The following is a 26987-nucleotide window of genomic DNA, read 5'->3' as shown; positions in this document are numbered from 1 at the left end:
GGGCCGCGACCGCGTCACGGGACGTTCACCGGGTCAGATGCACTTGTGCCCGATGGCTTGCGGCTGCTCGAACGGGTTGGTCGGGTCCACGTAGGTGACGATGTGGACGCACAGGTGGTCGATCGCCGGCGTGGTCTGCGGGTAGACGTTCAGGTCCTGCCAGGTGTCCCCGGCGTCGACCCACCGCGCCTCGGACGGGTTGCTGTCCGCCACACCCCCGGCGAACACGGTGACGTCGACGAAGACGTACCGGCGGTCGGTGCACTCGACGGTCCACCCGGCCTCGCGCGCGGCGGGGTCGAGGTGGATGTCGGTGGTCACACAGCCCGCAGCCAGGGCCGCAGACGCCGGCACCGCGGCCGGGGCCGCATTCGCCGGCACCCCTCCCGGAGTCGCGTTCGCCGGCACCCCGGCGGCGGTCAGCGCGCCGGCGGCGGCCGCCACGGCCGCGAGGGTCCGGACGGTGTGCTTGCGGAAGTTCCGCACTGGGCCTCCCCTTCCAGTATTGGTCTGGACCTCTCGAGTCTGCCCAGAGCGCGACCGGGCCACCTACCGCCGTTCGGGCGCGTCGACCGTCACAGTCGGACTTCCTTGCGCGCCGGTGATCTCGTGTGGCATGGGGGTACCGGGCGGTCTACAGTGGACTATCGACGGGTTTTACCAACCCTTTACCGACGTGGTACGCTGGCTGCCGAGGGGAGTACTTCCCAAGCGCCCGACCGGTCACTACGGACATCCCACGGTGTCCTCGGCGGGCCGCCCCGGCACGGGGTGAAGGAGACCTCGGACACGCGGTGTTCGAGGAGGTCCTGTGCCCGGTTCGCAGCTCGCCCTGACCGAGTCCGTCGGGTCCCCGGGGTTGTGGGCGATCAGCCTGGTGGTGCTGGTCGGGCTGCTGGTCGCCGACTTCGCCGTCACCCGCCGCCCGCACGAGGTGTCGCTGCGCGAAGCGGCGGCGTGGTCGGTGTTCTACCTGGCGCTGCCCGTGCTGTTCGGGCTGTGGCTGTGGTGGGACGCGGGCAGCGGCCGGGCGATGGAGTTCCTGACCGGGTTCGTGGTCGAGAAGTCCCTGTCGGTGGACAACCTGTTCGTCTTCATGCTGCTGCTGGGCGCGTTCGCCGTGCCCGCGGCGGTGCAGCAGCGGGTGCTGCTCTACGGGATCGTCGGCGCGCTCGTGCTGCGGGGCGTGTTCATCGCGGCCGGCGCGGCGCTGCTGTCGGCGGGCACGTGGGCGTTCCTGGTGTTCGGGATCGTGCTGTTCCTGTCGGCGATCAAGGTCGTCCAGCACTCCGGGTCCGAAGTGGACGTCTCCCGCATGCGGTCGGTCCGGTTGCTGCGCAAGCTGATGCCGGTCACCGACGACTACCGCGGCACCAAGCTGGTCGTCCGCGAGGGCGGGCGGCGCGCGCTGACGCCGTTGGCCGTCGTGGTGGTGGCGGTGTTCGCCACGGACGTGGTGTTCGCGGTGGACTCGGTGCCCGCCGTGTACGGCATCACCGAGGACCCGTACCTGGTGTTCGCCACCAACGCCTTCGCGCTGCTGGGCTTGCGCGCCCTGTACTTCGTGCTGCACGCGGCCTTGGCCAAGCTCGTGCACCTCAACCACGGGCTCGCGATCATCCTCGCCTTCATCGGCGTGAAGCTGGTGCTGCACTGGGCGCACGGCATCTGGCCCGCCGTGCCCGAGGTGCCCACGCCGGTTTCGCTGGCGATCATCCTCCTGACCCTCGCGGTCGTCACGGTGACCAGCCTGCGTGCGACCTCGCGCGCGAAGTGAGCTACTGGAAACCCCGGCCGACGGTCGGGACCAGGGCCAGCGGGTGGACGTCCGCCGCGAAGGCGGTCGCGGCGGACTTCGGCTCGGGGCGCGGGAGCTCAGGGCGGTCGAACGCGCCCTCGGCGAACAGGTCCTCCATGAACAGGTCGATCTTCTCCTCGGTCAACGACGGCATCGCGAACACGTGCGCGTACTGCCGCAACTCGCCCGCGTTGGTGTACATGGGTTGGCACGACAACGACCACTTGGCGATGACCTCGTCGTTGGGCCGCCGGAACCGGACGGTCAGCGCCATCGGGCTGCGGTCCACGAACAGGCCGCCCTCGGGCAGCCGGTCCTCGCGGTCCAGCCGGTCCTCCAGCTCCCGCAACGAACTTTCCAGGTACCGGGTCCGGCGCAGGGCCGCGACGGCGGCGGTGGCGTGGCCGCGGACCGACCGGGACGCCAGGTAGTTCCACAACACCAGCGGTGAGAGGCCGTTGCGCGACCCGGCGAACGTCGTGTCCGGCGACCCGGTGTACGCGGGCGTGGCCGCCGGTTCCACCCGGAACTTGTTCTTGGTCATGAACACCCCGCACGGGAACGGCGCCCCGGCCCACTTGTGCCCGCTCATCACCAGCGAGCCGACGACGTCCACGCCCTCGACGCGCAGCCCGAAGTCGAACTCCGGGACCTTGCCCTTGAGCTCGCGCCGCAGCGCCAGGTGCAGCTCGCTGTGCGGGTCCTCCTCGGCGGCGTGGCGCAGGAACGGCATGATGCCCGCGCCCAGCGCGCCGTCCACGTGCACCCAGAACCCGCGCCTGCGGTCGGTGTGGCCGGGTTCGAACTCGATCTCGCGCTCCAGCAGGCCGTGCTGCCGGAAGATCGGGACCAGGCGGGTGGCGACCTTCTCGACGTTGTCGTACGCGCCTTTGAAGGTGGTGCCGAAGTTGAGCAGCAGCAGGATCGGGTGCCCGCGCTCGGCGAAGAAGCGGACGAGCGCCTCCAGCTCGTCCACGTCGATCTCGCCGCTGCCGTCCGGGCCGCCCTTGGACGGCACCTCCAGCGGCCACCGGTCGCCGATCGGGCACTGGCCGGGGTACTCGGTGGTGCCGACCGCGCCGAAGGTGTCGATCGCCAGCGTCCGCACGGCCTTGATCACCGAGTAGTGGGTGTCCTCGGAGTAGAAGGCCACGGGCCGGTAGGCGTTGCGCGGGTCGGCGGTGGGGGAGTCGCCGTTGCGGGCCGCCGGCACGCCGTTCGCGGGTGCTTGACCCGAAAGTGCGGGTGGGGCGGCCTGCACGTACACCATCTGCTCGGACCCGCCGCCGGGCTCGCCGATCAGCTTGCGGCCGGACAGGTAGTCGCGGGCGGAGGCCAGGGCGTAGAGGTTGCCCTCGGTGGAGCCCATCGTGAGCACGTAGCCCCAGTAGCTGTCGGGGTTGTCGGCGTCGTAGGGCCAGTCGGCGCGCCAGAGGGCGGCGTACCGGTCGAGGACCGCGCGTTCGACGACCTTGGTGTTGGGCTGGTAGTTGCCCTGCTGGAACGGGTCGCCGACGTTGTTGAGGTGGAAGTCCAGGAACCGGGCCAGGTCCGGCTGGGCGTTGCCCAGGTCCTGGTTGCCCTGGAAGCCGATCATGTGCTCGTGCTTGCCGACCAGGTGGGTCTCCAGGAGGGTGAGCGCGCGTTTGCGCTGCTGCGCGGTCAGCCCTTCGGCGGGGATCACGAAGTCCTTGTCGGTGGGTTCGCTGCCGTCCACACGGCCGACCCTGGCACGGGCCGGTCGGCGGCGGTCCGCCGTGGTCGGGGAGTTCGCTGGACCGTGTCGCCGCGTCACCTGGGTGCCGCAGCGGGCGGTCGCACGGCGTGATCGGCGGCCGGCAGGCGCCGACCCTCTTCCGCTCGGGTGACTACATCGTTACAGTCGGTGTCTGGGAACGCTCCCAGAATGATGTCCAAGGCAGTCACGACGACGAAGGGGTTGTTGTGCGCGCTGCACTGGCGGCGATCGCCGCGCTACTCACGACGGCTGGACTGGTGGTGCTCGGCGGGACGGCGGTGCGCGCCGCGCCCGTCTGCGCCGTGGACTACGTGCCCAACCAGTGGTCCACCGGCTTCACGGCCAACGTCAAGGTCACCAACAACGCCGCGCCGGTCAGCGCGTGGACGCTGACCTGGACGTTCCCCGGCAACCAGGCCGTGACCAGCGGCTGGAACGCGACCGTCACCCAGACCGGGAACCAGGTGACCGCCCGGAACGCCTCGTGGAACGGCTCGCTCGGCACCGGCGCGAGCGTCCAGTTCGGCTTCCAGGCCACCTACTCGGGCACGAACGCCACGCCCACCGACTTCACGCTCAACGGCGTGCGGTGCAATGGGGACGTCACCACGACCACTACCACCACCACGACCACCACGACGACAACGACCACCACCACCACGGACACGCCGCCGCCCACGTGCTCCGGCGCGACCGTGTGCGACGACTTCGAAGCGCACAACGGCACCCCGGGTGCACCGTGGAGCATCGGAGCGGCCAACTGCACCGGGCAGAGCACGGTCACCATCGACAGCACGGTGGCGCACGGTGGGTCCAAGTCGGTCCGCGTGGACGGCAAGGCGAGCTACTGCAACCACATCTTCCTCGGCACCACCCTGCCCGGCGGCACGGTGCACGGCCGCTTCTACGTCCGCCACACCACCCCGCTGCCCTCCGCGCACGTCACGTTCATGGCCCTCAAGGACACCGCCGACAACGGCAAGGACCTGCGCATGGGCGGCCAGAACCAGGCGTTGCAGTGGAACCGCGAGTCCGACGACGCCACCCTGCCCGCGCAGAGCCCGCAGGGCGTGGCGATGAGCAAGCCGCTGCCAACCGGGTCGTGGAACTGCGTCCAGTTCACGGTGGACTCGACCGGCAAGCTGCGCACGGCGTTGAACGGCCAGGACGTCGCCGGCCTCCAGGTCGACGGCACCCCGACGCCGGACGTCGACCAGCAGTGGCTGGCCCGCGCCGGGTGGCGCCCGAACCCGGTCGACATCCGGCTGGGCTGGGAGAGCTACGGCGACGGCGCGGACACCCTCTGGTACGACGACGTGGCCTTCGGCCCCCAGCCGATCGCCTGCTGAGCACCTGCCCGCCGGACCACGGCGGGCTCCAGCCACCGCCCGCCGGACCGCGGCGGGCTCCAGCCTCCGCCTGGCGAGCCACGGCGGGTCGAGCCACCGCGGGCCGGACCTCGGCGAGTCCGGCCCGCGGTGCCCCATCTCGATCAGTCGCGCGACGCCCGCGCCCGTGCCGCCTCGAAGGGTGCACGGTCGAAGATGATGCGCATGTGCGTGATCCTCCCGTCCTGAACGGTCACGTACTCGGCTCCGGGCGCACTGGGCACCAGGGCGGTCTTCGTGTCGTAGACCAACACGGCCGTGGTGTCGTCGCCGAAGGCCGCGAGCAGCGCGGAGTCCTCGACGGTGCCGGCGAACGGACCCATGAAGGCGCGGAACGCCTCGGCGCCCTCGATGCGGCCGGGCGGGGCGTCGCAGACGATGTCGTCGGCGATGTAGGTCATGGCCTTGTCGAAGTCCTTGCCGGTCCACGCCCTGAAGTACGCGAGTGCGGTGTCTTGTGCAGTCATGCCCGTACCGACACCGATCGCCGCGAGAACGGAACGGTCCGGTGGCACGATGTCGGCGTGACGTTGCTCCAACGGGCGCAGGCGGGCGACGCCGGCGCCTTCCGCGACCTCGTGCAGCCGCACCGCGAGGAGTTGCGGCTGCACTGCTACCGCCTGCTGGGCTCGGTGACCGACGCCGAGGACGCCGTGCAGGAGGTGCTGCTGGCCGCGTGGCGCGGTGTCGCGGGGTTCGAGGGGCGCGCGTCCGTGCGGACCTGGCTCTACCGCATCGCCACCAACCGGTGCCTGAACGTGTTGCGGGACAACGGCCGTCGTCGGCCGCCCGAGCCGGTGCCGCCGTTCGTGCCGCCCGAGCCGACGCGGCGCGGGGACGTGACGTGGTTGCAGCCCTACCCGGAGTCCGTGGTGGACCCGGCTCCCGGGCCGGAGGCGCGGTACGACGGTCGGGAGGCGGTCGAGCTGGCCTTCATCACCGGGTTGCAGCTGCTGCCGCCCCGACAGGCCGCCACCCTGGTGCTGCGGGACGTGCTGGGCTACCCGGCGGCGGAGGTCGCGTCGATGCTCGGCACCACCGAGACCGCCGTCAAGGGCGCCCTGCAACGCGCCCGCGCCACCCTCGACCGCCACCGCGCCGGCTCCGACAGCGCCGACCGGCGGCCGGCTCCCGGCTCGGCGGAGGAACAGGCGCTGACCCGGAAGTTCGCCGACGCGTTCACCGCCGGGGACGTGGCCGGCGTCGTGGCGCTGCTCAGCGACGAAGCCTGGCTGGCCATGCCGCCCGCGCCGCACGAGTACCACGGGCCGGCGATCGCCGAGTTCCTGCGCGTGAGCTTCGGCTGGCGCGGGGCCCGCACGGTCCACCTGGTCCCGACCCGCGCGAACACCCAACCGGCTTTCGCCTGCTACCACGGCGAGCCCGGCGCGGTGACCGCTCACCGCGCCGGGCTGGTCGTGCTCACGCTGGTCGAAGACGGCATCGGTCGGGTCACGCGCTTCCACGACGATGCCGTCTTCGACCACTTCGGGCTGCCTGATCAGATGAGCTGCGCGTAGAACTGGCGGATGTCGGCGACCAGGACCTCCGGCGCCTCGTGGGCCGCGTAGTGGCCGGCCGCGTCGTTCGCGCCGCCCTTGCCGGTCGAGGTGTCGTACGAGTTCCAGCTGACGATGTTCTTGTGGTCGCGGTCGGCGAAGCGGCGGATGGACTGGAAGTCGCCGGCGAACATCGCCAGGCCGGTCGGGGTGGTGGTCGGCTCGGTCGGGTGGTCGGTGGTGTGGGCGTCCTCGTAGTAGAAGCGGATCGCCGAGCCGGCGGTGCCGGTCAGCCAGTGGATCGCCACGTTCGCGATCACGAACTCCGGGTCCAGGCTCTCGCCGAACAGCTGCGCGTTCCAGCCGAGCAGGCCGATGGGGGAGTCGGTGAGGGCGTAGGCCAGGGTCTGCGGCTGCTGGCTGTGCACCTGGTTGAACGAGAACTTGTTGTCCATGAACCACTGGAGGTGCCCGAGCGCGGCCATGTCCGCCTCGCTCAGGTCGGCGAACTCGGCCGGGTCGCCCGAGGGGAACGAGAAGATCTGGGTGACGTGCACGCCGATGACCCGCTCGGTGTCCAGGCGACCGATCTCGGGGGAGATCATCGAGCCGCCGTCGTTGCCGACCGCGCCGTAGCGCTCGTAGCCCAGGCGGTGCATGAGCTCGACCCAGGCGCGGGCGGTGCGGTAGCGGTTCCAGCCGGTGCTGCGGGTGGGGCCGGAGAAGCCGAAGCCGGGCAGCGACGGGATGACGACGTGGAAGGCGGGCTGGTCGGCGGCGGGCTCGGTCAGCGGGGCGATGACGTCCAGGTACTCGACGACCGTGCCGGGCCACCCGTGGGTGAGGATCAGCGGCGTGGCGTCCGGGCGGGACGAGCGGACGTGCAGGAAGTGGATGTCCTCGCCGTCGATCTCGGTGACGAACTGCGGGTGGGCGTTGAGCTTCGCCTCGAAGGCCCGCCAGTCGAACTCCTCCAGCCAGTACTGGGCGAGGGAGCGGACCCGGTCGCCGGGCACCCCGTACGCGTCACCGACGCCCGGCAGCTCCGCCGGCCACAGCGCCCGGCGCAGGCGGTCGGCCAGGTCGTCCAGCTTGGCCTGCGGAACCTCGACGCGGAACGGGCGGATCTCGGTGTTCGTCATGGTGACCCCTCCAGTGGAACGGAACGCTTTGTTCCCCTTCACTGTAGCAGAGCGGAACGATCCGTTCCAAGTGCTAGTCTGGTGACCATGTCGTCACCCACCGAGACCGGCCTGCCCGGTCGCCGCCGCCAAGCGGCCCAGAACGACCAGGTGATCCTCGACGCGGCCCGCGAGGTCTTCCTGGCCGACCCGAAAGCGCCGGTCGCGGCCGTGGCCAAGCGCGCGGGCGTGGGGATCAGCGCCCTGTACCGGCGTTACCCGGGCAAGGAGGACATGCTGCGGCGGCTGTGCCACGACGGCCTGCGCCACTACATCGCCGAGGCCGAGGCGGCGTTGGAGGAGGCCGACGCGTGGGCGGGGTTCACGCGGTTCCTGGAGCGGGTGGTGGAGGCCGATGTGCACTCGTTGACCGTGCACCTGGCCGGCACGTTCACCCCGACGCCGGAGATGTTCGAGGACTCCCAGCGCGCCGCGGGGCTGGCCCAGGACCTGGTCGACCGGGCGCGACAGTCGGGACGGCTGCGGGCGGATGCCGTCGTCGAAGACCTTGGTCTGGTCCTGGAGGGCTGTGCCGCGATCCGCGTCCCGGACGCCGGGCGCACGCGGGAGCTGCGGCGGCGCGTGCTGGCGATGATGGTGGAGAGCCTGGGCCAGTCGGGCGCGCCCGACCTGCCCGGACCACCTCCGAACGGCACCGACTTCGCCTGGCGCTGGCAGCAGCGCCCCTGACAGTCCTTTGTGGACTTACCGGCCGGGCTCGTGTCACACGGAAGTGTTGACCTTCGCGGTTGGGGTCGCGCTCGCGGGCGGTCAAGGCCAACATCGTCGGTTGTTCGGAAAAGCAACCATGGTTCGGAGTTCCCATGCGCACTGTTGGCAAGCTCGTCGTCGCGACGGCCGCCGCCCTCCTCCTCGCCGCCCCGGTCGCCAACGCGGCCCCCGCGGGTGGTCTCCCGACGGGCGGGCTTCCCGGCGCCGGCAACCTGCTCGCGCCGGTGACCCAGCTCATCTCCCCGCTGCTCGGTGGCGGGATCGGCGGCTGACGCGGTCGTGACGTGGCAGCCCCCGGCCCGCGAGAGCCGGGGGCTGCCACACGTCCGGCTCAGTGCCAGTAGTCGGCGCGACGCCACACCATGGCGGCCAGCATCAGCGGGAACATGATCACGTGGGCCGCCACCATCAGCGCCTCACCGGACAGCACGCCCAACCAGTACGGCACGAACAACGCCACGAACGGCACGTACATCGCGGCGGCCATCTCCAGCAGCCGCGGCCACGAGTGCTTCCGGATCCACATCCACAGCACCATCGCGACCGTCATGTCCGTGGCCATCAGCAGCGCCCCGACCTCGACCTGGGCGGTCCAGGACGCGGGCCACAGCATGCCGAGCACCATCATCCCGACGAGCATGGCGACGACCATCTCCAGGTAGTGCCCGACGAAACGCGCCAGCTTGCGGCCGGTGCCGCGGGTGGCAGGGGTGGTGGTCGTCATGGGGCGGCCTTCCGCTCGGTGGAGGTGTCGCTTGACCAATCATGGTGGCAGCGCCGGCCCAGCGGGAGTGCCATTGTGCGGTAATCAGGGTTTCCAGCGCGGCAGGGCGCCGGACAGGTGGGCCTTGAGGCAGTCGGCGCGGCGCAGCTTGCCGTTGACGGTGTAGGGCAGCGACCCCGGGCACAGCAGTTCGACCCGGTGCACCTGGAGCCCGTGTTCGACGTGCACCGCCCGCCGGATGGTCTGCGCCAGGCGCGACGCGTCCACTGTGGACTCCGGCACCACCTCCGCGAGCACGACCAGCTGCTCGCGGCTCCCGTCGTCCACGCCCAGCGCGCACACGCCGCCCTCGCGGACCGCCGGGTGCGCGCCCTCGACCGTGGTCTCGATGTCGTGCGGGTAGTGGTTGGTGCCCGCGATGATGATCACCTCCTTCGCCCGGCCGGTGACGAACAGCTCGCCGTCGTAGCGGAAGCCGAGGTCGCCCGTGCGCAGGAACCGCCGTCCGGGGTGGTCGGGCAGCACGGTGTGGAACACGTCGGACAGGTCCGGCTCGGCGTTCCAGTACCCCGCGCCGACGCTGGGGCCGGACACGTGGATCTCGCCGATCCGACCGTCCGCGCACGGCTGCCCGGTCGCCGGGTCCACCGTGACCACGGCGACCGACGGCGGCACCGGTCCGGAGCTGACCAGGCGGCGGCCGTTCGTGCCCGGCGGCACCGGTCGGGCCAGGCCGGCGGCCAGGGCGTCCCGGTCCACGCGCAGCACCACCGGGCCGTCGCCCAGCTGGGCGGCGGTGACCAGCACGGTCGACTCGGCCAGGCCGTAGCCGGGCACGAGGGCGTCGCGGCGCAGGCCGGTGCCGGCGAAGGTGTCGTGGAAGCGGTCCAGCGTCGAGGCGCGCACGGGTTCGCCGCCGATCAGCAGCATCTCCACGCCGCTGAGGTCCAGCGTCGCCCGCTGCGCGTCGGTGACCCGCCGGGCGGCCAGCTCCAGTGCGAAGTTCGGCGCGGCGGTGTCGACTCGCCCGATGTCGGACAGGGCGCGCAACCAGGAGTAGGGGCTGCGCACGAACCGGGACGCGGCCATCGTGACCACGTCGTGGCCGGAGAACAGCGGTTCCAGCACGCTGCCGATCAGGCCCATGTTGTAGTGCTGCGGCAGCCACAGCAGCGACGTCGGCCGGGGCACGCCCTCGCCGTCCGACGGGCGGCTGGTGGCCTGGTGGATGAGGGCGAGGTTGTGCAGCACGTTGGCGTGGGTGAGGGTGACGCCCTTGGGCACCCCCGTCGAACCCGACGAGTACTGGAGGTAGGCGACGGACTCCGGGCCGATCGGCGGACGCCGCCAGCGGTCGGCGGTGCGCGGGTCCACCTCGTCCACGCCGATCGGCACCAGGTCGCCCAAGGCGGCCTCGGCCAGTTCGGCGAGCTCACCGGCCGTGGACAGCACGACGGTGGGCCGCGCGTTGCCCACCACCGACTCCGCGCGGGCGCCCGGCCCGGCCAGGGACGGCACCGGCACGGCGATCACGCCCGCGTAGAAGCACCCCGCCAGCGCGACGGCGAAGTGCACGCCGGGGGCGAACGCGAGCAGCGCCCGCGACCCGGGTGGGGTGGTCGCGGCCAGCCGCACGGCCAGCGCGCGGGCGCGGGCGTCGAACTCGCCCAGGGTCAGCGTCGTGCCCTCGGGGTGGTGGCGGAACGCCGGCCGGTCCGGCTCGGCGGTCGCCCGCGCCCGGCACAGGTCGACCAGGGTGGTCAGCGGCACGTCGGTGCCGGGCAGGCGCACGGGGTGGCTCATCGGCCGGTCCTCTCCTCGCGGGCGGACAGCCACGCCGCCCGGCTGTCGGCGCGGCGCAGCTTGCCGCTGGTGGTGTGGCGCAGGGTGCCGGGCCGGACCGGGACGACCAGGTCGACGCCGGGCACGGTGACCGACACGTCCTCCCGGGTCTCGGCGAGCACGACGACCCGGCCCTCGGGGTCGGTGAACGCGCAGGCCGCGCGGATGGCCGGGTCGGCGGCGACCACGGCCTCCTCCAGGTCGTAGGGCAGGTGCGCGCGGCCGTCGACGGTGATCAGGTCCTCGGTGCGGCACAGCACGTGCAGCAGGCCGTCGTGGAGGAAGCCGAGGTTCCCGGTGCGCAGGAACCGCCGTCCCGGATATCCGTCCACTGTGGACTCGAAGGTGGCGCGCGACTCGACGGGCCGGCGCCAGTAGCCCAGGCCCACGCTGGGTCCGGAGACGCGGATCTCGCCGACGTCGTCGGTGGGCCTGCCGTCCGGGTCGGTGACCACGACGGTGAGCGACGGGTCCGGCGCGCCGCACGCCACGAGCCGGCGTGCCCGCGCGCCGGGCCCGGCCGTCCGCACCAGGCCCCGGGCCAGCGCGTCGGTGTCGAACGCGGTCACCACCGGCTCGCCGTCCAGTGGGCCGCCGCTGACCAGCACGGTGGACTCGGCCAGGCCGTAGCTGGGCAGGAACGCGTCCCGGCGGAACCCGCTGGGCGCGAAGCGGCGGGCGAAGGCGTCGATCGTCGCCTCGCGCAGCGGCTCGTCGCTGATCACCGCGATGCGCAGGCGGCTGAGGTCGAGGCCGTCGCGCTGCGCCTCGGTGACCCGCCGGACGCACAGGTCGTAGCCGAGGCTCGGGGCGGCGGCGACCTCGGCGCGGTAGCGGTCCAGGGCCCGCAGCCAGGTGACGGGGGAGCGGGCGAACACGTGCGGCGCCATGAGCACCGACGTGTGGCCCAGGTGCAGCGGGCGCAGGACACCGCCGATCAGGCCCATGTCGTGGAACAGGGGCAGCCAGGTCACCGTGGGCGCGTCCCCGTGTTCCCCGGTGCGGTTGATCAGGGACAGGTTGCCCAGGACGTTGTCGTGGGTGAGCACGACACCTTTGGGGGCCTTGGTCGTGCCCGAGGTGTACTGGAGGTAGGCGGTCGTGTCCGGTGTCATCGGGACGGGCGTCCACCGGTTGGCGGCGGCCGGGTCCACCAGGTCGGTCGCCAGCGCCCGGTCGGCGAGGTAGCGGCCGGCGAGGTGGTGCGAGGTGGACAGCACGCAGTCGGGCCGGGCGTCGGCGATGATCGCGGCGAGCCGCTCCAGCCGGGCGTCGCCGTGGGTGCGGCGCGTCGCGGGCGCGGGCACGGCGACGACCCCGGCGTACAGGCAGCCGAAGAACGCGGGCAGGAAATCCAGTCCCGGCGGGTAGCTGAGCACGGCGCACGAGCCGGGCGGCACGAGGTCGCCGAGCTCGGCGGCGACCGCCCTCGCCCGCCGGTCGAGTTCGCCGAAGGTGAGGGCGGCGGCTTCCTCGCCGCCGCCGTCCAGGAACACGTGGGAACGCCGGTCGGGAATGCGCCGCGCCTGGTGCCGGAGCAGTTCCACGACGGTCTTGACGTCGACTACTGGCAACACTGACCTCCTTTTCCCCGGCACCGGAAGCTAGGCGGCCCGGGGTGCGCGCCGAATCGGCCGCGCGACCGATTCGGAACCGCGCCGCCGCGTGCTTGCCTGCATTCCGCCGAGGTTCGCTCGGGGTTCGTCGAGGTCGTTCGAGGAAAGGGAAAGTCATGGGACTGGGCCGGCCGCGCATCGACTACGACCTGCACCCCACCCTGCCGCCGCTGCCCGACGACCCGGTGGTGGTGACCGGGCTGGGGATGACCACGCCGCAGGGCGGTGACGCGACCTCGTCGTGGTCGGCGCTGCTGGCGGGGGAGCCCGGCGCGGTCCCGCTGGACTGGGCCCGCGACCTGCCGGTCCGCATCGGCGCACCGCTGCGGGTGGACCCGGCGGGCGAACTGGACCGCGTGGAGGCCCGCCGCTGGGACCGCTGCCAGCAGGTCGCGGTGGTCGCGGCGCGGGAGGCGTGGGCCGACGCCGGTGCCCCGGACGTGCCGGCCGAGCGGTTCGGCGTCGTGTTCGGGACCGGGTTGGGCGGCGGGCGGACCCTGCTGGACCAGGACCGGCGGCTGCGCGAGCGCGGCGCGGACCGCGTGTCGCCGTTCGCGGTCACCATGCTCATGCCCAACGGTCCGGCCGCCGCGGTGAGCCTGGCCCTGGGCGCGCGGGCCGGTGCGCACGCCCCGACCAGCGCGTGCGCGTCCGGTGCCGAGGCCATCGCGTGGGCGCTGACGATGCTGCGGACGGGACGCGCGGACGTGGTCCTGGCGGGCGGCGCGGAGGCGTGCCTGGGCGAACTGTCCCTGTCGACGTTCGCCCGGATGGGGGCGCTGTCGCGCCGCAACGACGCGGCGCGATCGGCGTCCCGCCCCTTCGACCGGGCACGGGACGGTTTCGTGCTGGCCGAGGGCGCGGGGGCGTTGGTGCTGGAACGCGCCTCGCACGCTCGGGCCAGGGGTGCGCGCGCCTACGCCGTCCTGGCGGGTGCGGGCATGAGCTCCGACGCGCACGACATGACCGCTCCCGCGCCGGACGGTCAGGTCCGGGCGATCCAGGAGGCGTTGCGCACCGGGTGCCTGGACCCGCACGACATCACCCACGTCAACGCCCATGCCCCGGGCACGCAGGTGGGTGATCGGATCGAGGCGGCGGCCGTGCTGTCGGCCCTGGGCCCGCACCCGCTGGTGACGGCGACCAAGTCGGTGACCGGGCACTGCATCGGGGGTGCGGGGGCGATCGAGGCCGCGTTCACGGTGCTGAGCGTGTGCCACGACGTGGTGCCGGGGACGCTGAACCTGGACGAGTTGGACCCGGAGGTGAAGTTGGAGGTCGTCGCGGACGGCAGTCGGCGGGTGCGGATGACCGCGGCGATCTCCAACTCCTTCGGCTTCGGCGGGCACAACGTCGTGCTCGCCTTCACCAAGCACCCCTGAGGTCCCTAACAGCGCAGGCCCACGCGCTGGGCCAGCAGCGCCGCGTGCATCCGGTTGGGCAGGTCGAGCTTGGTGAGGATGTGGGACATGTGGGTCTTCACCGTCGCCGCCGACACGTGGATCTCCCGCGCGATCTCCACGTTCGACCGCCCTTGCGCGACCAACCGCAGGACCTCCCGCTCCCGCACGGTCAACCCGCCCAACGGCGGCAACCCCCGCAGCCGGTCCACCAACCCGGCGGCCAGGTACGTCCCGCCGGTCGCCACCGCCCGGACCGCCGGCACCACGTCCGCCCCGTCCCGGCACGCGAAGCCCCGCGCACCCGAGTGCAGCGCCCGCACCAGGTCCGCAGGCTCGATCAGCACGACCACCCGCAGCCCGGCGTCCGCCAACCGCCACACCAACCGCTCGGCGAACCCGTCCACCACCACGACCCGCGGCCGGTCCCGCAGCACCACCTCGGGCACCGCGCGGCGGACCGGGTCCAGGCCGGGCAGCGGTCGGTCCGCCCCACCCACCGACACCACGTCCACCCGCGCCGCCGGCAGCCCGTCCCCGCGCATCAGTGGCCCATCCCCAAGCCGCCGTCCACCGGGATCACCGCGCCGGTGATGTAGCCGGCCGCCGGACCCGCGAGCCACTCCACCACCCCCGCCACCTCCGTGGGCTCGGCGAACCGGCCCAGCGGGATCGCGTCCCGGTAAGCCGCGCCGTACTGCTGCGGCAGGTTGGACGTCATGTCCGTCGTCACGAACCCCGGCGCCACGACGTTCGCGGTCACCCGCCGGCTGCCGACCTCCCGCGCGATGGACCGCGCCAGCCCGATCAGACCGGCCTTGCTCGCCGCGTAGTTGGTCAGGCCCGCGCTGCCGTAGAGGCCGACCACCGACGAGATGAAGATCATCCGCCCGTTCCGGCCGCGCACCATCGGCCCCACCGCGCGCCGCGCGCACCGCCACGCCCCGGTGAGGTTGGTGTCGAGGACCCGCGTGAACCGGTCCTCGGTCATCCGCGTCAGCAGCGTGCTGTCGGTGATGCCGGCGTTGGCCACGAGCACCTCGACCGTCCCCAACTCGTGCTCCACCTCCGCGAACGCCGCGTCCACGGCCGCCGAGTCGGTCACGTCGCACCGCACCCCGTACAGGTACTCGGGCACGGCGGCGCCCCGGTGGGTGATCGCGACCCGGTCGCCCCGCTCGGCGAACGCCCGCGCGATGGCGAGCCCGATACCGCGATTGCCCCCGGTCACCAGAACCGTCCGGGCCATTGGCACTCCTTTTCCCTAGGCCGGTCGAATGAAAGAACGCGCATTCACACCGGCGACGTCGAGTCGACCAATACGGTGGAAGCCGGTAATGGGCACCGGCGCCCCTCCCCGGACATTAAGGAGGGACGTCCTGCGCGCGTCAGACTTCACCGGCCGCCCGATGGGCATTTCCGGCCGGCCGGCGTGGCTCACCCGACGCGGAATGGCCGGTATCCGCAGCATGGTCGAGGTCGCCGCCGCCCACGGGGTGGCGGTGGGGACGTGCCTGGCGGGCAGCGGGGTCACGCCGGACCTGCTCGACGACCCGGACGCGGCCGTGCACGGGTCCCAGGAGTTGGTGGTCGCGGCCAACCTGGTGCGCGCCTGCCCCCGGCCGGGACTCGGGGTGGAGGCCGGGTCGCGGCTGGGGTTGCGGCACTACGGCGTGTGGGGGTTCGCGTTGCTGGCCAGCCCGACCCTGGGTGTCGCGGCGGAGGTCGGGCTCCAGCGGCTGGCGCTGACCTACGTCACCGCCGGGGTGGCGCTGTGGGTCGCGGGCGAGGAGGTGCGGGTCGAGGTGGACGCGGCCGGGGTGCCCGCGGCCGTCCGGGACTTCGTCGTGGAACGCGAGTTGGCCACCGTCCGGACCATCGTCGACGCGATCCTCGGCGAACCCGTGCCGCTGCTGCGCGTCGAGCTGCGCCGCCCGCCCGTCACCGGGCTGTTCCCCGGAGTTCCGGTGGTGTTCGACGCGCCGCGCGACGCCCTGGTCGCCGCCGCCCCCGTCTTGGACAGACCGCTGCCGCAGGCCGACCAGCGCACGATGCGCTTGTGCGCCAGGGAATGCGACCTGCTCCTGCACGACCGCCTGGACCACCGGGTCACCGAGTGCGTCCGCACCCTGTGCCACACCACGGGCTCGTTCCCGGACATGACGACGACCGCTGCCCGCCTGCACCTGTCCACCAGGACATTGCGCCGCCGCCTGGCCGCCGAGGGCACCTCGTACCACCGCCTGGTCGCCGAGGTCCGGCACGCCACGGCGATCGAACTGCTGTCCACCACCCGGCTCGGCGTCGAACCGATCGCCCTGCGCCTGGGCTACACCGACGCCTCCACCTTCACCCGCGCCTTCCGCCGCTGGACCGGCACCACCCCCGGCGCGTACCGCTCCTCGGCCCGCTGACCGCGGTGGCACGAACCACTACCCACGGCGCAGCCGGGGATGGCAACATTCTCGCCGACCTGGCATCCCGCCAGGCGTGCTCCTCTCGAAGGGCTGGGGGCCGTGGAGCCGACCGCGATCCTGCCGATCGTGTCCTTGCTGTCCATCGTCACCGTCGAGTTCGGCGGTCACGCGCTGCTCAGGTTCATCACCACCGACCGCGAGACCCTGGGTGAGCTGCGGGAGCGGTTCTTCCGGGCCGGGCACGCGCACGCCGGCGTGCTGCTGGTGCTGAGCCTGGTCTACTTCCTCTACCTGCCCAGGGCCGAGTTCTCCGCCGGGGTGCAGTGGGTGTGGGGGCTCGCGCTGCTGGTGGGCGTGCTGGCCCAGTCCGGCGGGTTCTTCCTGCACCTGTGGCTGGGCAAGCCCGGCGCGAAGTCGCCCGGCACCGCGGTGACCCGCGTGGGCGCGCTGCTCATCGCCGCCGCGCTGGTGGCGTTGGCCGTCGGGCTGATCCAGGCCCTCTGATTCGTCCACAAAGGACAAAACGGCCTCCAGGTCATCTGTCAACGTGCGGAAGAGGGTGTTCTCGCGCGCTCGGGCGGGGTTGAATCGCGCTCTCACGCCGCACGCACCAAGGGAGTGCCCATGCGCACAGCCACCGTGGCCGCCGCCGTGGTCGCGATCGCCGCAGCGACCGCCACACCCGCCGCCGCGATCAACACCTACAACGCCACCCCCGCGCCCGAGCGCACCGAGGTCGGCGCACTGGTCGCGACCTGGGACAACGACGACAACCCCGCCACCCCCGACCGCGTCGACTGGGTGTGCAGCGGAACGATGGTCGACCGCGACACCTTCCTGACCGCCGCGCACTGCACCACCGACTGGCCGTCGAACGTGAAGTTCTACGTGTCACTGCTCCAGGACGTGCAGTCCGCCCTCGACGCCGCCACCGGCACCCCCGCGCAGAGGGCGGCGGCCGTCGGCGTCCCCGGCGTGGCGCACAGCGACCCGGCCTACCCCGGCACGTCCGCCGACCCGCACGACATCGCGGTCGTCCAGGTCTCCGCCAAGCAGACCGCCGCCCGCTGGTCGTTCACCCCGGCCACCCTCCCCACCGCCGGCAAGCTCGACGCCCTGGGCCCGCAGGCGTTGAACGACACCGAGTACTCGGTCGTCGGCTACGGCACCGAGGAGGCCTTGAACGCCCCCGGCGGCCAGACCCACCCGGGCGGCGGCGTCCGCATGAAGGCGCCGCTGGGCTTCAACGCCCTCAACAACAGCTGGCTGCGCCTGTCCATGATCGAGTCCCAGGGCTACGGCGGCGCGTGCTACGGCGACTCGGGCGGCCCGAACTTCGCCACGATCGACGGCAAGCGCACCCTGGTGGCCACCACGATCACCGGCGACGCACCCTGCTACGCCACCAACGTGGTCTACCGCCTCGACACCCCGGCGGCCCGCTCGTTCCTGAGCCCGTTCGTCACCCTGCCCTGACCTGCTAGCTGTCCAGACCCGCTTGCTCGGTCCCGCTCAGGCGGGACCGAGCAAGTCCCACTTGTTGCCGGCGATGTCCCGGAAGACCGCGATCCGCCCGTAGGGCTCGGTGCGCGGTTCGGTCAGGAACTCGACGTTCGCGGCGGTCATCCGGGCGTGGACGGCATCGAAGTCGTCCACCCGCAGGAAGAACCCGACCCGCCCCGCGACCTGGTCGCCGATCACGGCAGCCTGCTCGGGACCGTCGGCCCGCGCCAGCAGGATGCCCGTCTGCGCCCCGGGTGGACGCACGACGACCCAGCGCTTGGGTCGACCGTCGTTGGTGAGGGAGGGCGAGTCGTCGACCAGCTCGAAACCCAGGACCTCGGTGAAGAACTCGATCGCGGGGTCGTAGTCGGCCACGACGATGGTGAAGAGATCGACCTGCACGTCCGGGAGCTTAGGCGTGTCCCGCAGGTCGCCGTCGCGCAGGCCCTGTCGCGCAGGACCCGTCGCCAAGCGGCGCAGCTTTCCGCTTTCCGGCGCGCGCAGCGCGCTTTTGTGTGGTGGTCTCAACCACAGGTGGAGGGCCTCGGTTCCCCCGCCGTATGGCCTGCCCGAAGGGCTACCACAGATTTGCCGGGGTGCAGCCGAAAGTTTTTGCGAGGAACGAGCAAAAAGTTTTAGCGGCACCCCGGGAAATCTGTGGTTGGCTTTGCCAGGCCATGCGGTGGGGGAACCGACGCCCTTCACCCCCCGCTGGCGGCCTGCCGCGCGGCGAGCGCCGCTTTTCATCTTTCGAGCGCGCAGCGCGTTCGGCTTGAGAGCGGAGCGTTCCGGTTCAAAGACTAAAAGCGCCTCGCCGGCGGGCAGGCCACCAAAGATGACTCAACTGCAACGGCGGGGGCTTCTTGCTTTTGTCATCTCCGTATGGCCTGGCGGAGCCTACCACATTTTCCAGGGGTTGCCGCTAAAACTTTTGCTCGTTCCTCGCAAAACTTTCGGCTGCAACCCCTGGAAAATGTGGTAGCCCTTCGGGCAGGCCATACGGAGATGACAAAAGCAAGAAGCCCAAGTTGGGTTGTGTCCTCTCCGGTGGACTGCCGACTCGCCGGCTTTGCCGAAGATCCCTCGTGCAGGCGGGTGGCTTGCAAGGCACGGGCTGGGTGCGTGTCGGCTGCTGGGGCGCAGATCTGCGGTGTGGGTTGGTTGTCTGGGCGGGATCATGGGGGTGTTGGGGTTGCCCGGTCGGGGGGTCGCTCTCTCCCGATGGGGGTTTCTGCGCGCATGACGTTGCTTGGTGATGCTCTGCTGTCCGTGCGTCGACGTGACTGGGCGTCGGTGTCCGGGGATGAGGGTCGGTCGATCGAGTCGATCTGGGCCGAGGCGTTTCCGCCGGCCGAGCGGGGGACGCACGACACCGTCTCCCGGCGCAACAGCACATGGCTGTGGACGGCCGACCTCGACGGGGAGCTTGTCGGGTTTGCCACCGCGTTGGCCTTGCCGACCTCGGGTGCGGCCTACCTGGAGTACCTGGCGGTGTCCTCGTCCACTCGTGGTCTGGGGGTGGGGGCCGCGCTGCTCGACGTGATCGCCGAGGACGTGCGGGACGACGTGCGGGGGATCGTGCTGGAGGTGGAGGATCCGGTGCGGACGCCGGGGCGGGATCCGCTGTTGGCTCGGCGGGTCGGGTTCTACGCGCGGTGGGGTGCGTGGCCGGTGGGGTTGTTGGACGGGTATTCCATGCCCGACTTGGCTTCGCCCGGTGAGTTGGTGCCGATGGTCCTGTTGTGGCGTGGGGACGAGGAGTTGGACGCCGACGGGGTGGCGCGGGTGCTCGCGGACCTGTACGAGGGCTACTACGCCGGCCTCGCGCCGGACGGGCACCTCGACGCGATGTTGCGCCGCGTCGACGGCCTGCGCCGATGACCGAACCCGGTCCCGACCGCGTCCACAACGCGATCGGCAGCTCGGTGACGGGGCCGGTGGTGCAGGCGGGGAGTGTGAGCGGCGGGATCACCGTGACCGTCCCGGCCCTGCCGGCGCACATCGTGCCGCACCAACTGCCGGCGGTGGCTTCGCCGTTCGTCGGACGGGCCGAGGAAGTCGCGCGGCTGACCGATTCGCTGGAGCACGCGGGCGACGGTGGGTCGCTGATCCACGTGATCAGTGCGACCGCGGGCGCGGGGAAGACGACGTTGGCGGTGCGGTGGGCGCACCAGGTGTCGGCGCGGTTCCCGGACGGTCAGTTGTACGTCAACCTGCGCGGCTTCGACCCGTCCGGTGCGCCGGTCACGCCGGCGGAGGCGATCCGGGGGTTCCTCGACGCCTTCGGGGTGCGGCCCGAGCAGATCCCGGTCGCGCTGGACGCCCAGGCCGCCCTCTACCGCAGCCTGTTGGCCGAGCGGCGGGTGTTGGTGGTGCTGGACAACGCCCGCGACGCCGAGCAGGTGCGCCCGCTGCTGCCCGGCCCGCGCTGCTTCGTCGTGGTCACCAGCCGGCACAGTCTGGACAGCCTGATCGTCCGCGAGGGTGCGCGCAGCATCCGGCTGGACCCGTTGAGCCACACCGAGGCGACCGAGCTGGTGGCCGCGCGCGTCGGCGCGGGTCGGGCCGAGACCAGCCCGGCGGCCGTGCGGGAGTTGGTCGACCGGTGCGTCCGCCTGCCGTTGGCGCTGGTGCTGGCCGCCGCGCGGGCCATCGCCGACCCGGCACTGCCGCTGGACGCCCTCGCGGAGGAGCTGCGCGACGAACAGGACCGCCTCGACGCCCTCGACCTGGGTGACACGTACCTGGGGATGCGCGCGGTGTTCTCGTGGTCCTACCAGGCGCTCAGCCCGCCGGCCGCCGACCTGTTCCGCCTGCTGGGCCTCCACCAGGGGCCGACGATCGGCCTGCACGCCGCCGCCGCGCTGGCCGACGTGCCGGTGCGGCGGGCGCGGGTGCTGCTGGCGGAGCTGACCCAGGCGCACCTGGTGGAGGAGTCCGGGAAGCGGTACGCGCTGCACGACCTGCTGCGCAGCTACGCCGCCGAGCTGGTGGGCGGCTCCGTGCCGGACGGCGCGGTGCGGCGGCTGCTGGACCACTACCTGCACACCGCCCTGGCCGCCGACCGCCGGCTCGCGCCGCACCGCGCGAAGATCACCGTCCCGCCCGCCACCAGCCCGCCGGTGGAGGTCACCGACGAGACCCGGGCGCTGGACTGGTTCACCACCGAACACGCGAACCTGCTGGCCGCCGTGGCGACCGCCGAACAGCACGGCGAGCACACCCGTGTGTGGCCGCTGGCGTGGAGCGCGGTGACCTACTTCGAGCGCAAGGGCCACTGGCGGGACTGGCTGGCCACCCAGACCGCCGCCGTGACCGCCGCGACCCGCACCGGCGACCGGTCCGCCGAGGCCCGCGCGCACCGCCTGGCCAGCCGGGCGGCGATCCGCCTGCACCGCTACGACGACGCCGCCGCGCACCTGGAACGGGCGCTGGGGTTGTACGAGGACCTGAACATCCCGGTGGGCAAGGCGCGGACGCACATCGCGTTCAGCTGGGTGCGCGAGCTGCAGGAGCGCTACACCGAGGCCGTCGACCACGCGATCTACGCGCTCAAGCTGTTCCGCGAGGTCGGCAGTCGCACCGGCGAGGCACGGGCGTTGGACCAGCTGGGGTGGGAACTGGCCCTGGCGGGCGACTGCGAACAGGGCTTGGTGCACTGCGAACACGCCCTGGACCTGTTCCGCGCCTTGGACCACCGCGCGGGCCAGGCCGACACCGAGGACAGCCTCGGCTACATCAACCACCAGCTCGGCCGCTACGACCGCGCCGAGTCCCACCTGCGCCGCTCCATCGCCCTGTGCCGCTCGCTGGGCGACCAGCACACCGAGGCCGTCGCCCACGACCGCCTGGGTGACACCCTCTTCGCCTCCGGCCGCCGCACCAAGGCCCGCCAGTCCTGGACGACGGCCTTGGTCCTGTTCGAGCAGGAGGCCGCCCCGGAAGCGGCAGCCGTGCGCGCGAAGTTGACCGACCTCCGCTAGCCCGGCTCCGCTAACCCTGACGTCCGCCAAGCCCGGCGGCGGCCATGATCGCGTGCCACGGGGAGGCGTCGAAGATCAGCAGGATCGACGTGATGCGGCCGTCGGTGAGGCGGAAGTGCTCGGCGGTGCGTTGGGTGCCGACAGGGGACGCCGTGTGGACGTCGTAGACCAGGGTCGCTTCGTCCTCGCCGTACAGCTCGCTGATCATCTCCACGTCGGTGACGATGCTCAGGAGCCCGTCCAGGCCGTCGAGGTGGCCGGTCGGGCTGTCGGAGGTGACCAACGGGCTGCGGAAGGTGAAGCCGGGGCCGAGCTGGGCGGCGGCGGTGGGGAGGTCGCCGCGGAAGCGGGCCTGGTGGTAGGCGCGGACGGTCGTGGCCGTGGTCATGGGGTTTCCTCGGTGAGTCGCAGGTGCTCTTCGATCCGGCGCTGGTTCTCGACCACGCGCAGGCACAGGTGGCGGAACCGGGCGAGGTCCTCGCGGGTGAAGCCGTCGAAGATCGCGGCCATAGCGCGGCGGGTGGGCTCCCGGAAGGCGTCGAGCCAGGCGCGGCCGGCGGGGGTGAGGTGGACGCGGACCGCACGGCGGTCCTGGCGGTCGGGGACCCGGTGGACCAGGCCGTCGCGTTCCAGGGTGTCCACCAGGCCGGTGACGTTGCGCGAGCTCACGCCGCCGGCGCGGGCCAGTTCGCCGATGGTCAGCCCGTCGTCGGTGGCGAGGCGGACCAGGACGTCCATCGCGCCGGCGCTGATCCCCCTGCCACCGGCACCGTGCCCCCGCATGCGGTCCACGGCCTGGGTGGCGGAGCGCAGACCGGCGGCGGCCTCCAAGGCCAGCGTGTCGCCATCGGCGGCGAGTACCTGCATGGACTCGCGCACCGCGGGGTCGTAGAGGAGGCCGTCCTCGGATTTGTGTACGTACTTCACAATGAAGTACTACCACACTTTGGGTGCGATCACGTCGGCCAGGTGTTCGGGGTCGTGGTCGTCGGTGTCGATGCGGTGGCCGAGGGCGCGTTGGTCGAGCAGCTCGGCCTCGGCGACCGCCCGGGCGGTGATCCGGCGCAGGTCGGCCGCCGGGAGGTCGCGGAGCGGGTCGCCCGGTTGGGCCCAGCTGCCGCCGGCCGCGCGGGAGGCGATGCGGGCGGCGAGGTGGTCGGGGCTCGCGTGCAGGCGGTACAGGGCGATCGGCGGCAAGACCTCGGCGTACACCGCCACCTCCGCCTCCTCCGCCACGGGACCGGTGAGGACCAGGGTGCGGGCACCGGCCGCGCGGTAGGTGCGCCACAGGTCCGACACCACGCGCGCCCGAAGGCCGTGGTCGAGCGGGCCGTGGCCGGCGATCTGGTCCAAGTCCACGTAAGCGGCGGTGTGGCCCGCGCGCAGGAGGCGTTGGTACACCGCGAAGCCGACAGTCGACTTGCCGACCCCGGTGGCGCCGCACAACCACAGGACCCGGGGCGTGGCGAGCCAGTCTCCGGCGGCCGACAACACCTCGTCCACGACCTCGGACACCGGCAGTCGGGTCGTGTCCACGCGGAAGACGACACCCGGCTCCACCACGGAAGCCTCGGCGAGCGCCAGGTCGACGAAATCCGCGGGAGCCGGGCGCTCCAGCAGTCGAGCGCGGAGCACGGCCGGGTCGGTGTCGAGGCGGCCCAGGGTCACGGTGGCGTGGGGGAGCAGGTCCGCGGGGACGCCGCTGGTCACGTCCACCACCCCGGCCACCACGACGCACCGCGCACCGGCCGCGCCCAGGTGCGCGACCACGAGGTCGAGGTTGCGCGCCTGCATCCGGTGCCGGCCGGGGTCGGACGGCGGTTCCGGGTAGCAGATGCCCAGTTGGTCGAGGTCCACGTAGGCGGCGGCCACGCCGGAGTCGCGCAGTCGCTGGTGGAGCGCCCACCCCACCGTCGACTTGCCGACACCGGGCGGGCCGCAGAGCCACAGCACGGGCACGGGTTCGGTCACGACGAGCGATTGTCCGAACCCGGGCCGCCGTGTGTCACCCGATTTCGCCGCTCACCGCCCGGACCGCCTCCGGGCTGCGGGCGACCACGGCGGTGCCGTCGTCGGCGGTGATGATGGGGCGTTGGATCAAGATCGGGTGCGTCGCCAGGGCCTCCACCCACCGGTCGCGGTCGCCGGCGGAGCGGCCCCACGAGTCCAAGCCGAGCTCGTCCGCCACGGGTTCGCCCAGCCGCGTGATGTCCCACGGTTCCAGGCCCAGCCGCGTCAGCACGTCCCGGATCTCCTGCGCCGTGGGCGGGTCCTCCAGGTACCGCCGGACCGTGTACCGGGCGCCCGCCGCGTCCAGGAGCGACACCGCCGACTGGCACTTGGAGCAGGCCGGGTTGATCCAGATCTCCACGGGGAGGCCTCCGTTCGCGCGGGTCGAGACGACGCCGGTCACTGTAGGAGACGGGCGCGCGGAGTCACGACGCGGCCGGGCCGGACGGGGTTGCTGGGCCGAAAAGGCTGATGTGGTCAGCATCCGTGTCCGACCGGTCCGTGCCCGGGTAGAGGAAAGCCTTCCGCAAACCCGAATTTTGGGGACACGGCTACGCCGACAGGGGCGCGTGGCCGGGCACCGGGGTGAGGCTCGTTGTCGCTTTCCCTTGCCGTTCCTAGGGTTTGGCACACGGACCGACCGGTCCGGCGAGAGGAAGACGGCCATGCGAAGAAGCAGGTCCAGAACTCTGTCCACTCTGGTTGTCCCCCTGGTGGTCGCGGGAACGCTTGTGGTGCCCGGCACCGTCACTGCGGGCGCCGACCCGCTGGCGGTGTCCACGCTGACGAAGTCGGTCCGCACCGCCACGACCCCGGTCGACCACGGTGGCACAGCGGTGTGGACCCTCGACTACGACAACAACTCCACGGCGACCGGCGCGGCGACCATCACCGACCAGATCGCCTCCACCCACGCCTACATCCCCGGTGCGCTGCGCGTGCCGCCGGGGTGGACGCCGCAGTGGTCGACCGACGGCACCACCTTCCAGAACAGCGAACCCGCCTCGGGCACGGTCGCGGTCCGGGCCACCAACCCCGCGGCCCGACCCGGTGGCACCGCACTTGCGTCCCAGCTCACCCCGCCCGTGCAGGCGGCGGCCACGGCGACCGGCGGCGACGGGTTCACCCCGTTGCTGCACCGCACGCCCTCGGGTTCCTTGCAGGCGTGGAACATCTTCCACCACGCCGGCCCGACCGCGCCCAAGGTGGTGTGCAGCGAACTGGCCACCGGCACGCTGTGCGCGGGCGGACCGTGGCCCAAGGTGCTCAGCACCGCGGGCGGCCCGCTCCAGGCCTCCGGCGGCGACGTCATCAGCCCGCTGGAACCGCAGTACGTGCGCGATCCCGTTGCGCCACACCAGGTGTACTACGCGGCCATCACCACGGCCTCGGTGGGCGTCGGCTGCCTGGACCTCGCCGCGGTCGCGAACTGCGGCTACTGGCCGCTGCTGGCGACCGGGGGGCCGGTGAACAACCTCGCGGGCCTGGTGGAGGCGAACGGCAACCTCTACGGCGTGGCCACCAGTGGCGTGGTCGTGTGCTGGAACATCGCCGCGAAGGCCGCGTGCGGCGGCCAGCCCTACGCCGCGGTCGTGCCGCCGAACGGCCACACCCCGTCCGCCCCGGGCGCCGTCTACTACCTGGGCGCGATGACCGTGGCCGGCGGCAAGGTGTTCGCCTCTTCCTCGCCGCAGGCCGGTCAGGTCCCGGCGATGGGCTGCTTCGACCCGGCGACGAACGCCGCGTGCTCGGGCTGGGTGTCCCCGCGCCCGCTGGGTCCGGCGGACAACTACACCTACAACGCTTACACCGCTTACGATTCCGGCGGCGCGGCGGTGGGTGCGTGCGCCACGACGACAGGTCCCACGGACGTCACGACGTGCTACACGCTCGCCGGCGGCCCGCTGGCTCCTCCTTCGGCGTTCACCACCCTGGGCGGCGGGGTGCTGGCGTTCACGCCCGAGGTGGTCGTGGGGCCGGACGGCCACACGCGCAGCTACCTCGCGGTGTGGGGCGGCGGCATCGCGGGCGCGGCGCTCTGCCACGACTGGACCACCGGCGCGGGCTGCGCGGGCTTCCCGAACCCGGCCACGCACCCCACCGTCAACGGCGGTGCGACCCGCGACTACGGCTACGCCTACGACGCCACCACCGGGTGCCTGATCGGCCTCGGTGACGCGGGCGTGCTGTTCTCGATGGACCCGGCCACCGGCGGCTCGCCGTGCGCCCGCAGCGGCGCGGCCGTGACGCTGACCCCCTCGGCGTTCTACTGCGACGCCGACACCGACCACGTCACCGGGTACGGCTTCGCGCGGCTGGAGGGCATCACGCCGGCCAACGTGAACTTCGCCGCGTCCAGCGTCTCCGTGGTGGACCAGAACGGCGCCGTCGTGGCCACTCCGGGCTTCGCGCCGGACGGCTCGGTGGACCTGAGGGGCGTCTCGGCCACCGCGCACACCTCTCTCACGGTGACCACCCGGCTGGTGCTGAACAACGGCGCGGACTTCTCCGGCGGGGCCAAGCCGAACCTGGTGGTCGACTTCGTCGGCGACCCGCCGCAGGTGTGCTTCAAGACCACGGTGGCCACGGCCTGCACCGCCACCGACGTGGTGAACACGGCGACGGGCACCGACGCATCCGGCTCGTTCTCGTCCAACACCGTCTCCGTGCCGGTCGCGCCCGGCGCGGCGTGCCAGCCGGTCGTGCGGACGGAGAAGGAGATCTGCGCGTCCCACCACGCGGCGGACTGCGGTCCGGGTGGCGCGGGACCGTGGGTGAAGCAGACCCCGGTCGGCCTGCTGGGCGCGTTGTTCGGCACGGCCCGGTGGCGCATCACCATCACCAACGACGGCCCGGTGGCGGTGGACGATGTGACCGTCTACGACCTGGACGAGCCGTCGTGCGAGACCGCCGGCGGGACGTTCAGCCTGGCGCCGGGCCAGTCCAAGCAGGTCTACTGCTCGACCTACGCGGTGATCACGCTGTTCCCGATCACCAACCACGCCAAGGCCAAGTACACGCCGCGCAACTCGCCGGCGGGCACCCAACCCTCCTACTCGCCGTACTCGTCGGCGAAGGCATGCGCGCTGTTCTGCAACAACTGACCTGGGGAACCCGCCACTCGACCGGAGTGGCGGGTTCCGCATGTTCGGAACT

Annotated in this window: 26 protein-coding genes; 12 read left to right on the top strand and 14 right to left on the bottom strand. The window is 72.4% G+C overall.

Going from position 1 to position 26987, the window contains the following annotated elements:
* Positions 1–33: 33 nt before the first annotated feature.
* Positions 34–486, bottom strand: coding sequence for a hypothetical protein (locus DFJ66_RS04655; RefSeq protein WP_121218262.1), 453 nt, complete (start codon positions 484–486; stop codon positions 34–36).
* Positions 487–811: 325 nt separating this feature from the next.
* Here DFJ66_RS04655 and DFJ66_RS04650 point away from each other — a divergent pair, with 325 nt between their 5' ends.
* Positions 812–1777 carry a TerC/Alx family metal homeostasis membrane protein gene (locus tag DFJ66_RS04650; protein WP_121218260.1) on the top strand — a complete coding sequence of 322 codons (966 nt, stop codon included), beginning with the start codon at positions 812–814 and terminating at the stop codon, positions 1775–1777.
* A 1-nt stretch (position 1778) separates the two neighbouring features.
* Here DFJ66_RS04650 and DFJ66_RS04645 read toward each other — a convergent pair whose 3' ends face one another.
* Positions 1779–3515 (bottom strand): PLP-dependent aminotransferase family protein, encoded by a 1737-nt coding sequence (locus DFJ66_RS04645; RefSeq protein WP_121218258.1) that lies wholly within the window; start codon positions 3513–3515, stop codon positions 1779–1781.
* Between the two features lie 227 nt (positions 3516–3742).
* Here DFJ66_RS04645 and DFJ66_RS44880 point away from each other — a divergent pair, with 227 nt between their 5' ends.
* Positions 3743–4885, top strand: coding sequence for a cellulose-binding domain-containing protein (locus DFJ66_RS44880; RefSeq protein WP_121218256.1), 1143 nt, complete (start codon positions 3743–3745; stop codon positions 4883–4885).
* 143 nt (positions 4886–5028) lie between these two features.
* Here the strand turns inward: DFJ66_RS44880 and DFJ66_RS04635 are convergent, their stop codons facing one another.
* Positions 5029–5391, bottom strand: coding sequence for a nuclear transport factor 2 family protein (locus DFJ66_RS04635; RefSeq protein WP_121230662.1), 363 nt, complete (start codon positions 5389–5391; stop codon positions 5029–5031).
* A 63-nt stretch (positions 5392–5454) separates the two neighbouring features.
* On the opposite strand from DFJ66_RS04635, the gene DFJ66_RS04630 reads away from it, so the two are divergent.
* Complete coding sequence (locus tag DFJ66_RS04630) at positions 5455–6444, top strand: RNA polymerase subunit sigma-70 (RefSeq protein WP_121218254.1); 990 nt, start codon at positions 5455–5457, stop codon at positions 6442–6444.
* On the opposite strand, the gene DFJ66_RS04625 is transcribed toward DFJ66_RS04630, so the two are convergent.
* On the bottom strand, positions 6426–7565 hold the full coding sequence (locus tag DFJ66_RS04625) for an epoxide hydrolase family protein (RefSeq protein WP_121218252.1): 1140 nt from the start codon (positions 7563–7565) through the stop codon (positions 6426–6428). The genes DFJ66_RS04630 and DFJ66_RS04625 overlap by 19 nt on opposite strands.
* Positions 7566–7652: 87 nt before the next feature.
* On the opposite strand from DFJ66_RS04625, the gene DFJ66_RS04620 reads away from it, so the two are divergent.
* A complete protein-coding gene (locus DFJ66_RS04620) occupies positions 7653–8294 on the top strand; it encodes a TetR/AcrR family transcriptional regulator (RefSeq protein ID WP_121230660.1) in 642 nt (213 codons plus the stop codon).
* 134 nt (positions 8295–8428) lie between these two features.
* Positions 8429–8608, top strand: a complete 180-nt coding sequence (locus tag DFJ66_RS04615) for a hypothetical protein (protein WP_121218250.1) — start codon at positions 8429–8431, stop codon at positions 8606–8608.
* A 59-nt stretch (positions 8609–8667) separates the two neighbouring features.
* Here DFJ66_RS04615 and DFJ66_RS04610 read toward each other — a convergent pair whose 3' ends face one another.
* From DFJ66_RS04610 to DFJ66_RS04600, 3 genes are all read right to left on the bottom strand, one after another.
* Complete coding sequence (locus DFJ66_RS04610; RefSeq protein ID WP_121218248.1) at positions 8668–9060, bottom strand: hypothetical protein; 393 nt, start codon at positions 9058–9060, stop codon at positions 8668–8670.
* 84 nt (positions 9061–9144) lie between these two features.
* Positions 9145–10863 (bottom strand): fatty acyl-AMP ligase, encoded by a 1719-nt coding sequence (locus tag DFJ66_RS04605; RefSeq protein ID WP_121218246.1) that lies wholly within the window; start codon positions 10861–10863, stop codon positions 9145–9147.
* The gene (locus tag DFJ66_RS04600) at positions 10860–12479 is read right to left on the bottom strand and encodes a fatty acyl-AMP ligase (protein ID WP_170199136.1); all 1620 of its coding nucleotides are present in this window, start codon (positions 12477–12479) and stop codon (positions 10860–10862) included. The genes DFJ66_RS04605 and DFJ66_RS04600 overlap by 4 nt, the downstream gene beginning before the upstream one ends.
* A 155-nt stretch (positions 12480–12634) precedes the next feature.
* Between DFJ66_RS04600 and DFJ66_RS04595 the strand changes: the two genes are divergently transcribed.
* On the top strand, positions 12635–13900 hold the full coding sequence (locus DFJ66_RS04595; RefSeq protein WP_121218242.1) for a beta-ketoacyl-[acyl-carrier-protein] synthase family protein: 1266 nt from the start codon (positions 12635–12637) through the stop codon (positions 13898–13900).
* Positions 13901–13905: 5 nt separating this feature from the next.
* Here DFJ66_RS04595 and DFJ66_RS44875 read toward each other — a convergent pair whose 3' ends face one another.
* Complete coding sequence (locus tag DFJ66_RS44875) at positions 13906–14463, bottom strand: response regulator transcription factor (RefSeq protein ID WP_121218240.1); 558 nt, start codon at positions 14461–14463, stop codon at positions 13906–13908.
* The gene (fabG, locus tag DFJ66_RS04585; RefSeq protein ID WP_121218237.1) at positions 14463–15167 is read right to left on the bottom strand and encodes a 3-oxoacyl-ACP reductase FabG; all 705 of its coding nucleotides are present in this window, start codon (positions 15165–15167) and stop codon (positions 14463–14465) included. The genes DFJ66_RS44875 and fabG overlap by 1 nt, the downstream gene beginning before the upstream one ends.
* A 202-nt stretch (positions 15168–15369) precedes the next feature.
* Here fabG and DFJ66_RS04580 point away from each other — a divergent pair, with 202 nt between their 5' ends.
* The 3 genes from DFJ66_RS04580 (at position 15370) to DFJ66_RS04570 (ending at position 17811) form a co-directional block, all read left to right on the top strand.
* Positions 15370–16332, top strand: coding sequence for an AraC family transcriptional regulator (locus DFJ66_RS04580; protein ID WP_170199135.1), 963 nt, complete (start codon positions 15370–15372; stop codon positions 16330–16332).
* 102 nt (positions 16333–16434) lie between these two features.
* A complete protein-coding gene (locus tag DFJ66_RS04575; protein WP_121218233.1) occupies positions 16435–16839 on the top strand; it encodes a hypothetical protein in 405 nt (134 codons plus the stop codon).
* A gap of 120 nt (positions 16840–16959) precedes the next feature.
* Positions 16960–17811, top strand: coding sequence for a trypsin-like serine protease (locus DFJ66_RS04570; RefSeq protein ID WP_121218231.1), 852 nt, complete (start codon positions 16960–16962; stop codon positions 17809–17811).
* Positions 17812–17847: 36 nt separating this feature from the next.
* Here DFJ66_RS04570 and DFJ66_RS43965 read toward each other — a convergent pair whose 3' ends face one another.
* The gene (locus tag DFJ66_RS43965) at positions 17848–18240 is read right to left on the bottom strand and encodes a VOC family protein (protein ID WP_246029574.1); all 393 of its coding nucleotides are present in this window, start codon (positions 18238–18240) and stop codon (positions 17848–17850) included.
* Between the two features lie 837 nt (positions 18241–19077).
* Here DFJ66_RS43965 and DFJ66_RS42450 point away from each other — a divergent pair.
* Together DFJ66_RS42450 and DFJ66_RS04555 are read left to right on the top strand one after the other, a co-directional pair.
* Positions 19078–19719, top strand: a complete 642-nt coding sequence (locus tag DFJ66_RS42450; RefSeq protein ID WP_170199133.1) for a GNAT family N-acetyltransferase — start codon at positions 19078–19080, stop codon at positions 19717–19719.
* Positions 19716–21821 (top strand): tetratricopeptide repeat protein, encoded by a 2106-nt coding sequence (locus tag DFJ66_RS04555; RefSeq protein WP_121218225.1) that lies wholly within the window; start codon positions 19716–19718, stop codon positions 21819–21821. Before DFJ66_RS42450 ends, DFJ66_RS04555 begins: the two co-directional genes overlap by 4 nt.
* A gap of 10 nt (positions 21822–21831) precedes the next feature.
* Here DFJ66_RS04555 and DFJ66_RS04550 read toward each other — a convergent pair whose 3' ends face one another.
* Genes DFJ66_RS04550 through DFJ66_RS04535 form a run of 4 tightly spaced genes read right to left on the bottom strand, consistent with a single transcriptional unit; the run spans position 21832 to position 24192 of the window.
* Positions 21832–22209: a nuclear transport factor 2-like protein gene (locus tag DFJ66_RS04550; protein ID WP_121218223.1), complete on the bottom strand. Its 378-nt coding sequence runs from the start codon at positions 22207–22209 to the stop codon at positions 21832–21834.
* Positions 22206–22748, bottom strand: a complete 543-nt coding sequence (locus tag DFJ66_RS04545; protein WP_246029573.1) for a MarR family winged helix-turn-helix transcriptional regulator — start codon at positions 22746–22748, stop codon at positions 22206–22208. Before DFJ66_RS04545 ends, DFJ66_RS04550 begins: the two co-directional genes overlap by 4 nt.
* Before the next feature lie 9 nt (positions 22749–22757).
* Complete coding sequence (locus DFJ66_RS04540) at positions 22758–23792, bottom strand: AAA family ATPase (protein WP_121218221.1); 1035 nt, start codon at positions 23790–23792, stop codon at positions 22758–22760.
* A gap of 34 nt (positions 23793–23826) precedes the next feature.
* Positions 23827–24192 (bottom strand): arsenate reductase family protein, encoded by a 366-nt coding sequence (locus DFJ66_RS04535; protein ID WP_121230656.1) that lies wholly within the window; start codon positions 24190–24192, stop codon positions 23827–23829.
* A gap of 304 nt (positions 24193–24496) precedes the next feature.
* Here DFJ66_RS04535 and DFJ66_RS04530 point away from each other — a divergent pair, with 304 nt between their 5' ends.
* On the top strand, positions 24497–26935 hold the full coding sequence (locus DFJ66_RS04530) for a DUF7617 domain-containing protein (protein WP_121218219.1): 2439 nt from the start codon (positions 24497–24499) through the stop codon (positions 26933–26935).
* Positions 26936–26987 lie beyond the last annotated feature (52 nt).

Source organism: Saccharothrix variisporea (genome assembly GCF_003634995.1).
GTDB lineage: Bacteria > Actinomycetota > Actinomycetes > Mycobacteriales > Pseudonocardiaceae > Actinosynnema > Actinosynnema variisporeum.
Note: the sequence above shows the minus strand (reverse complement) of the source record. Positions and strands in the feature narration are given on the sequence as shown.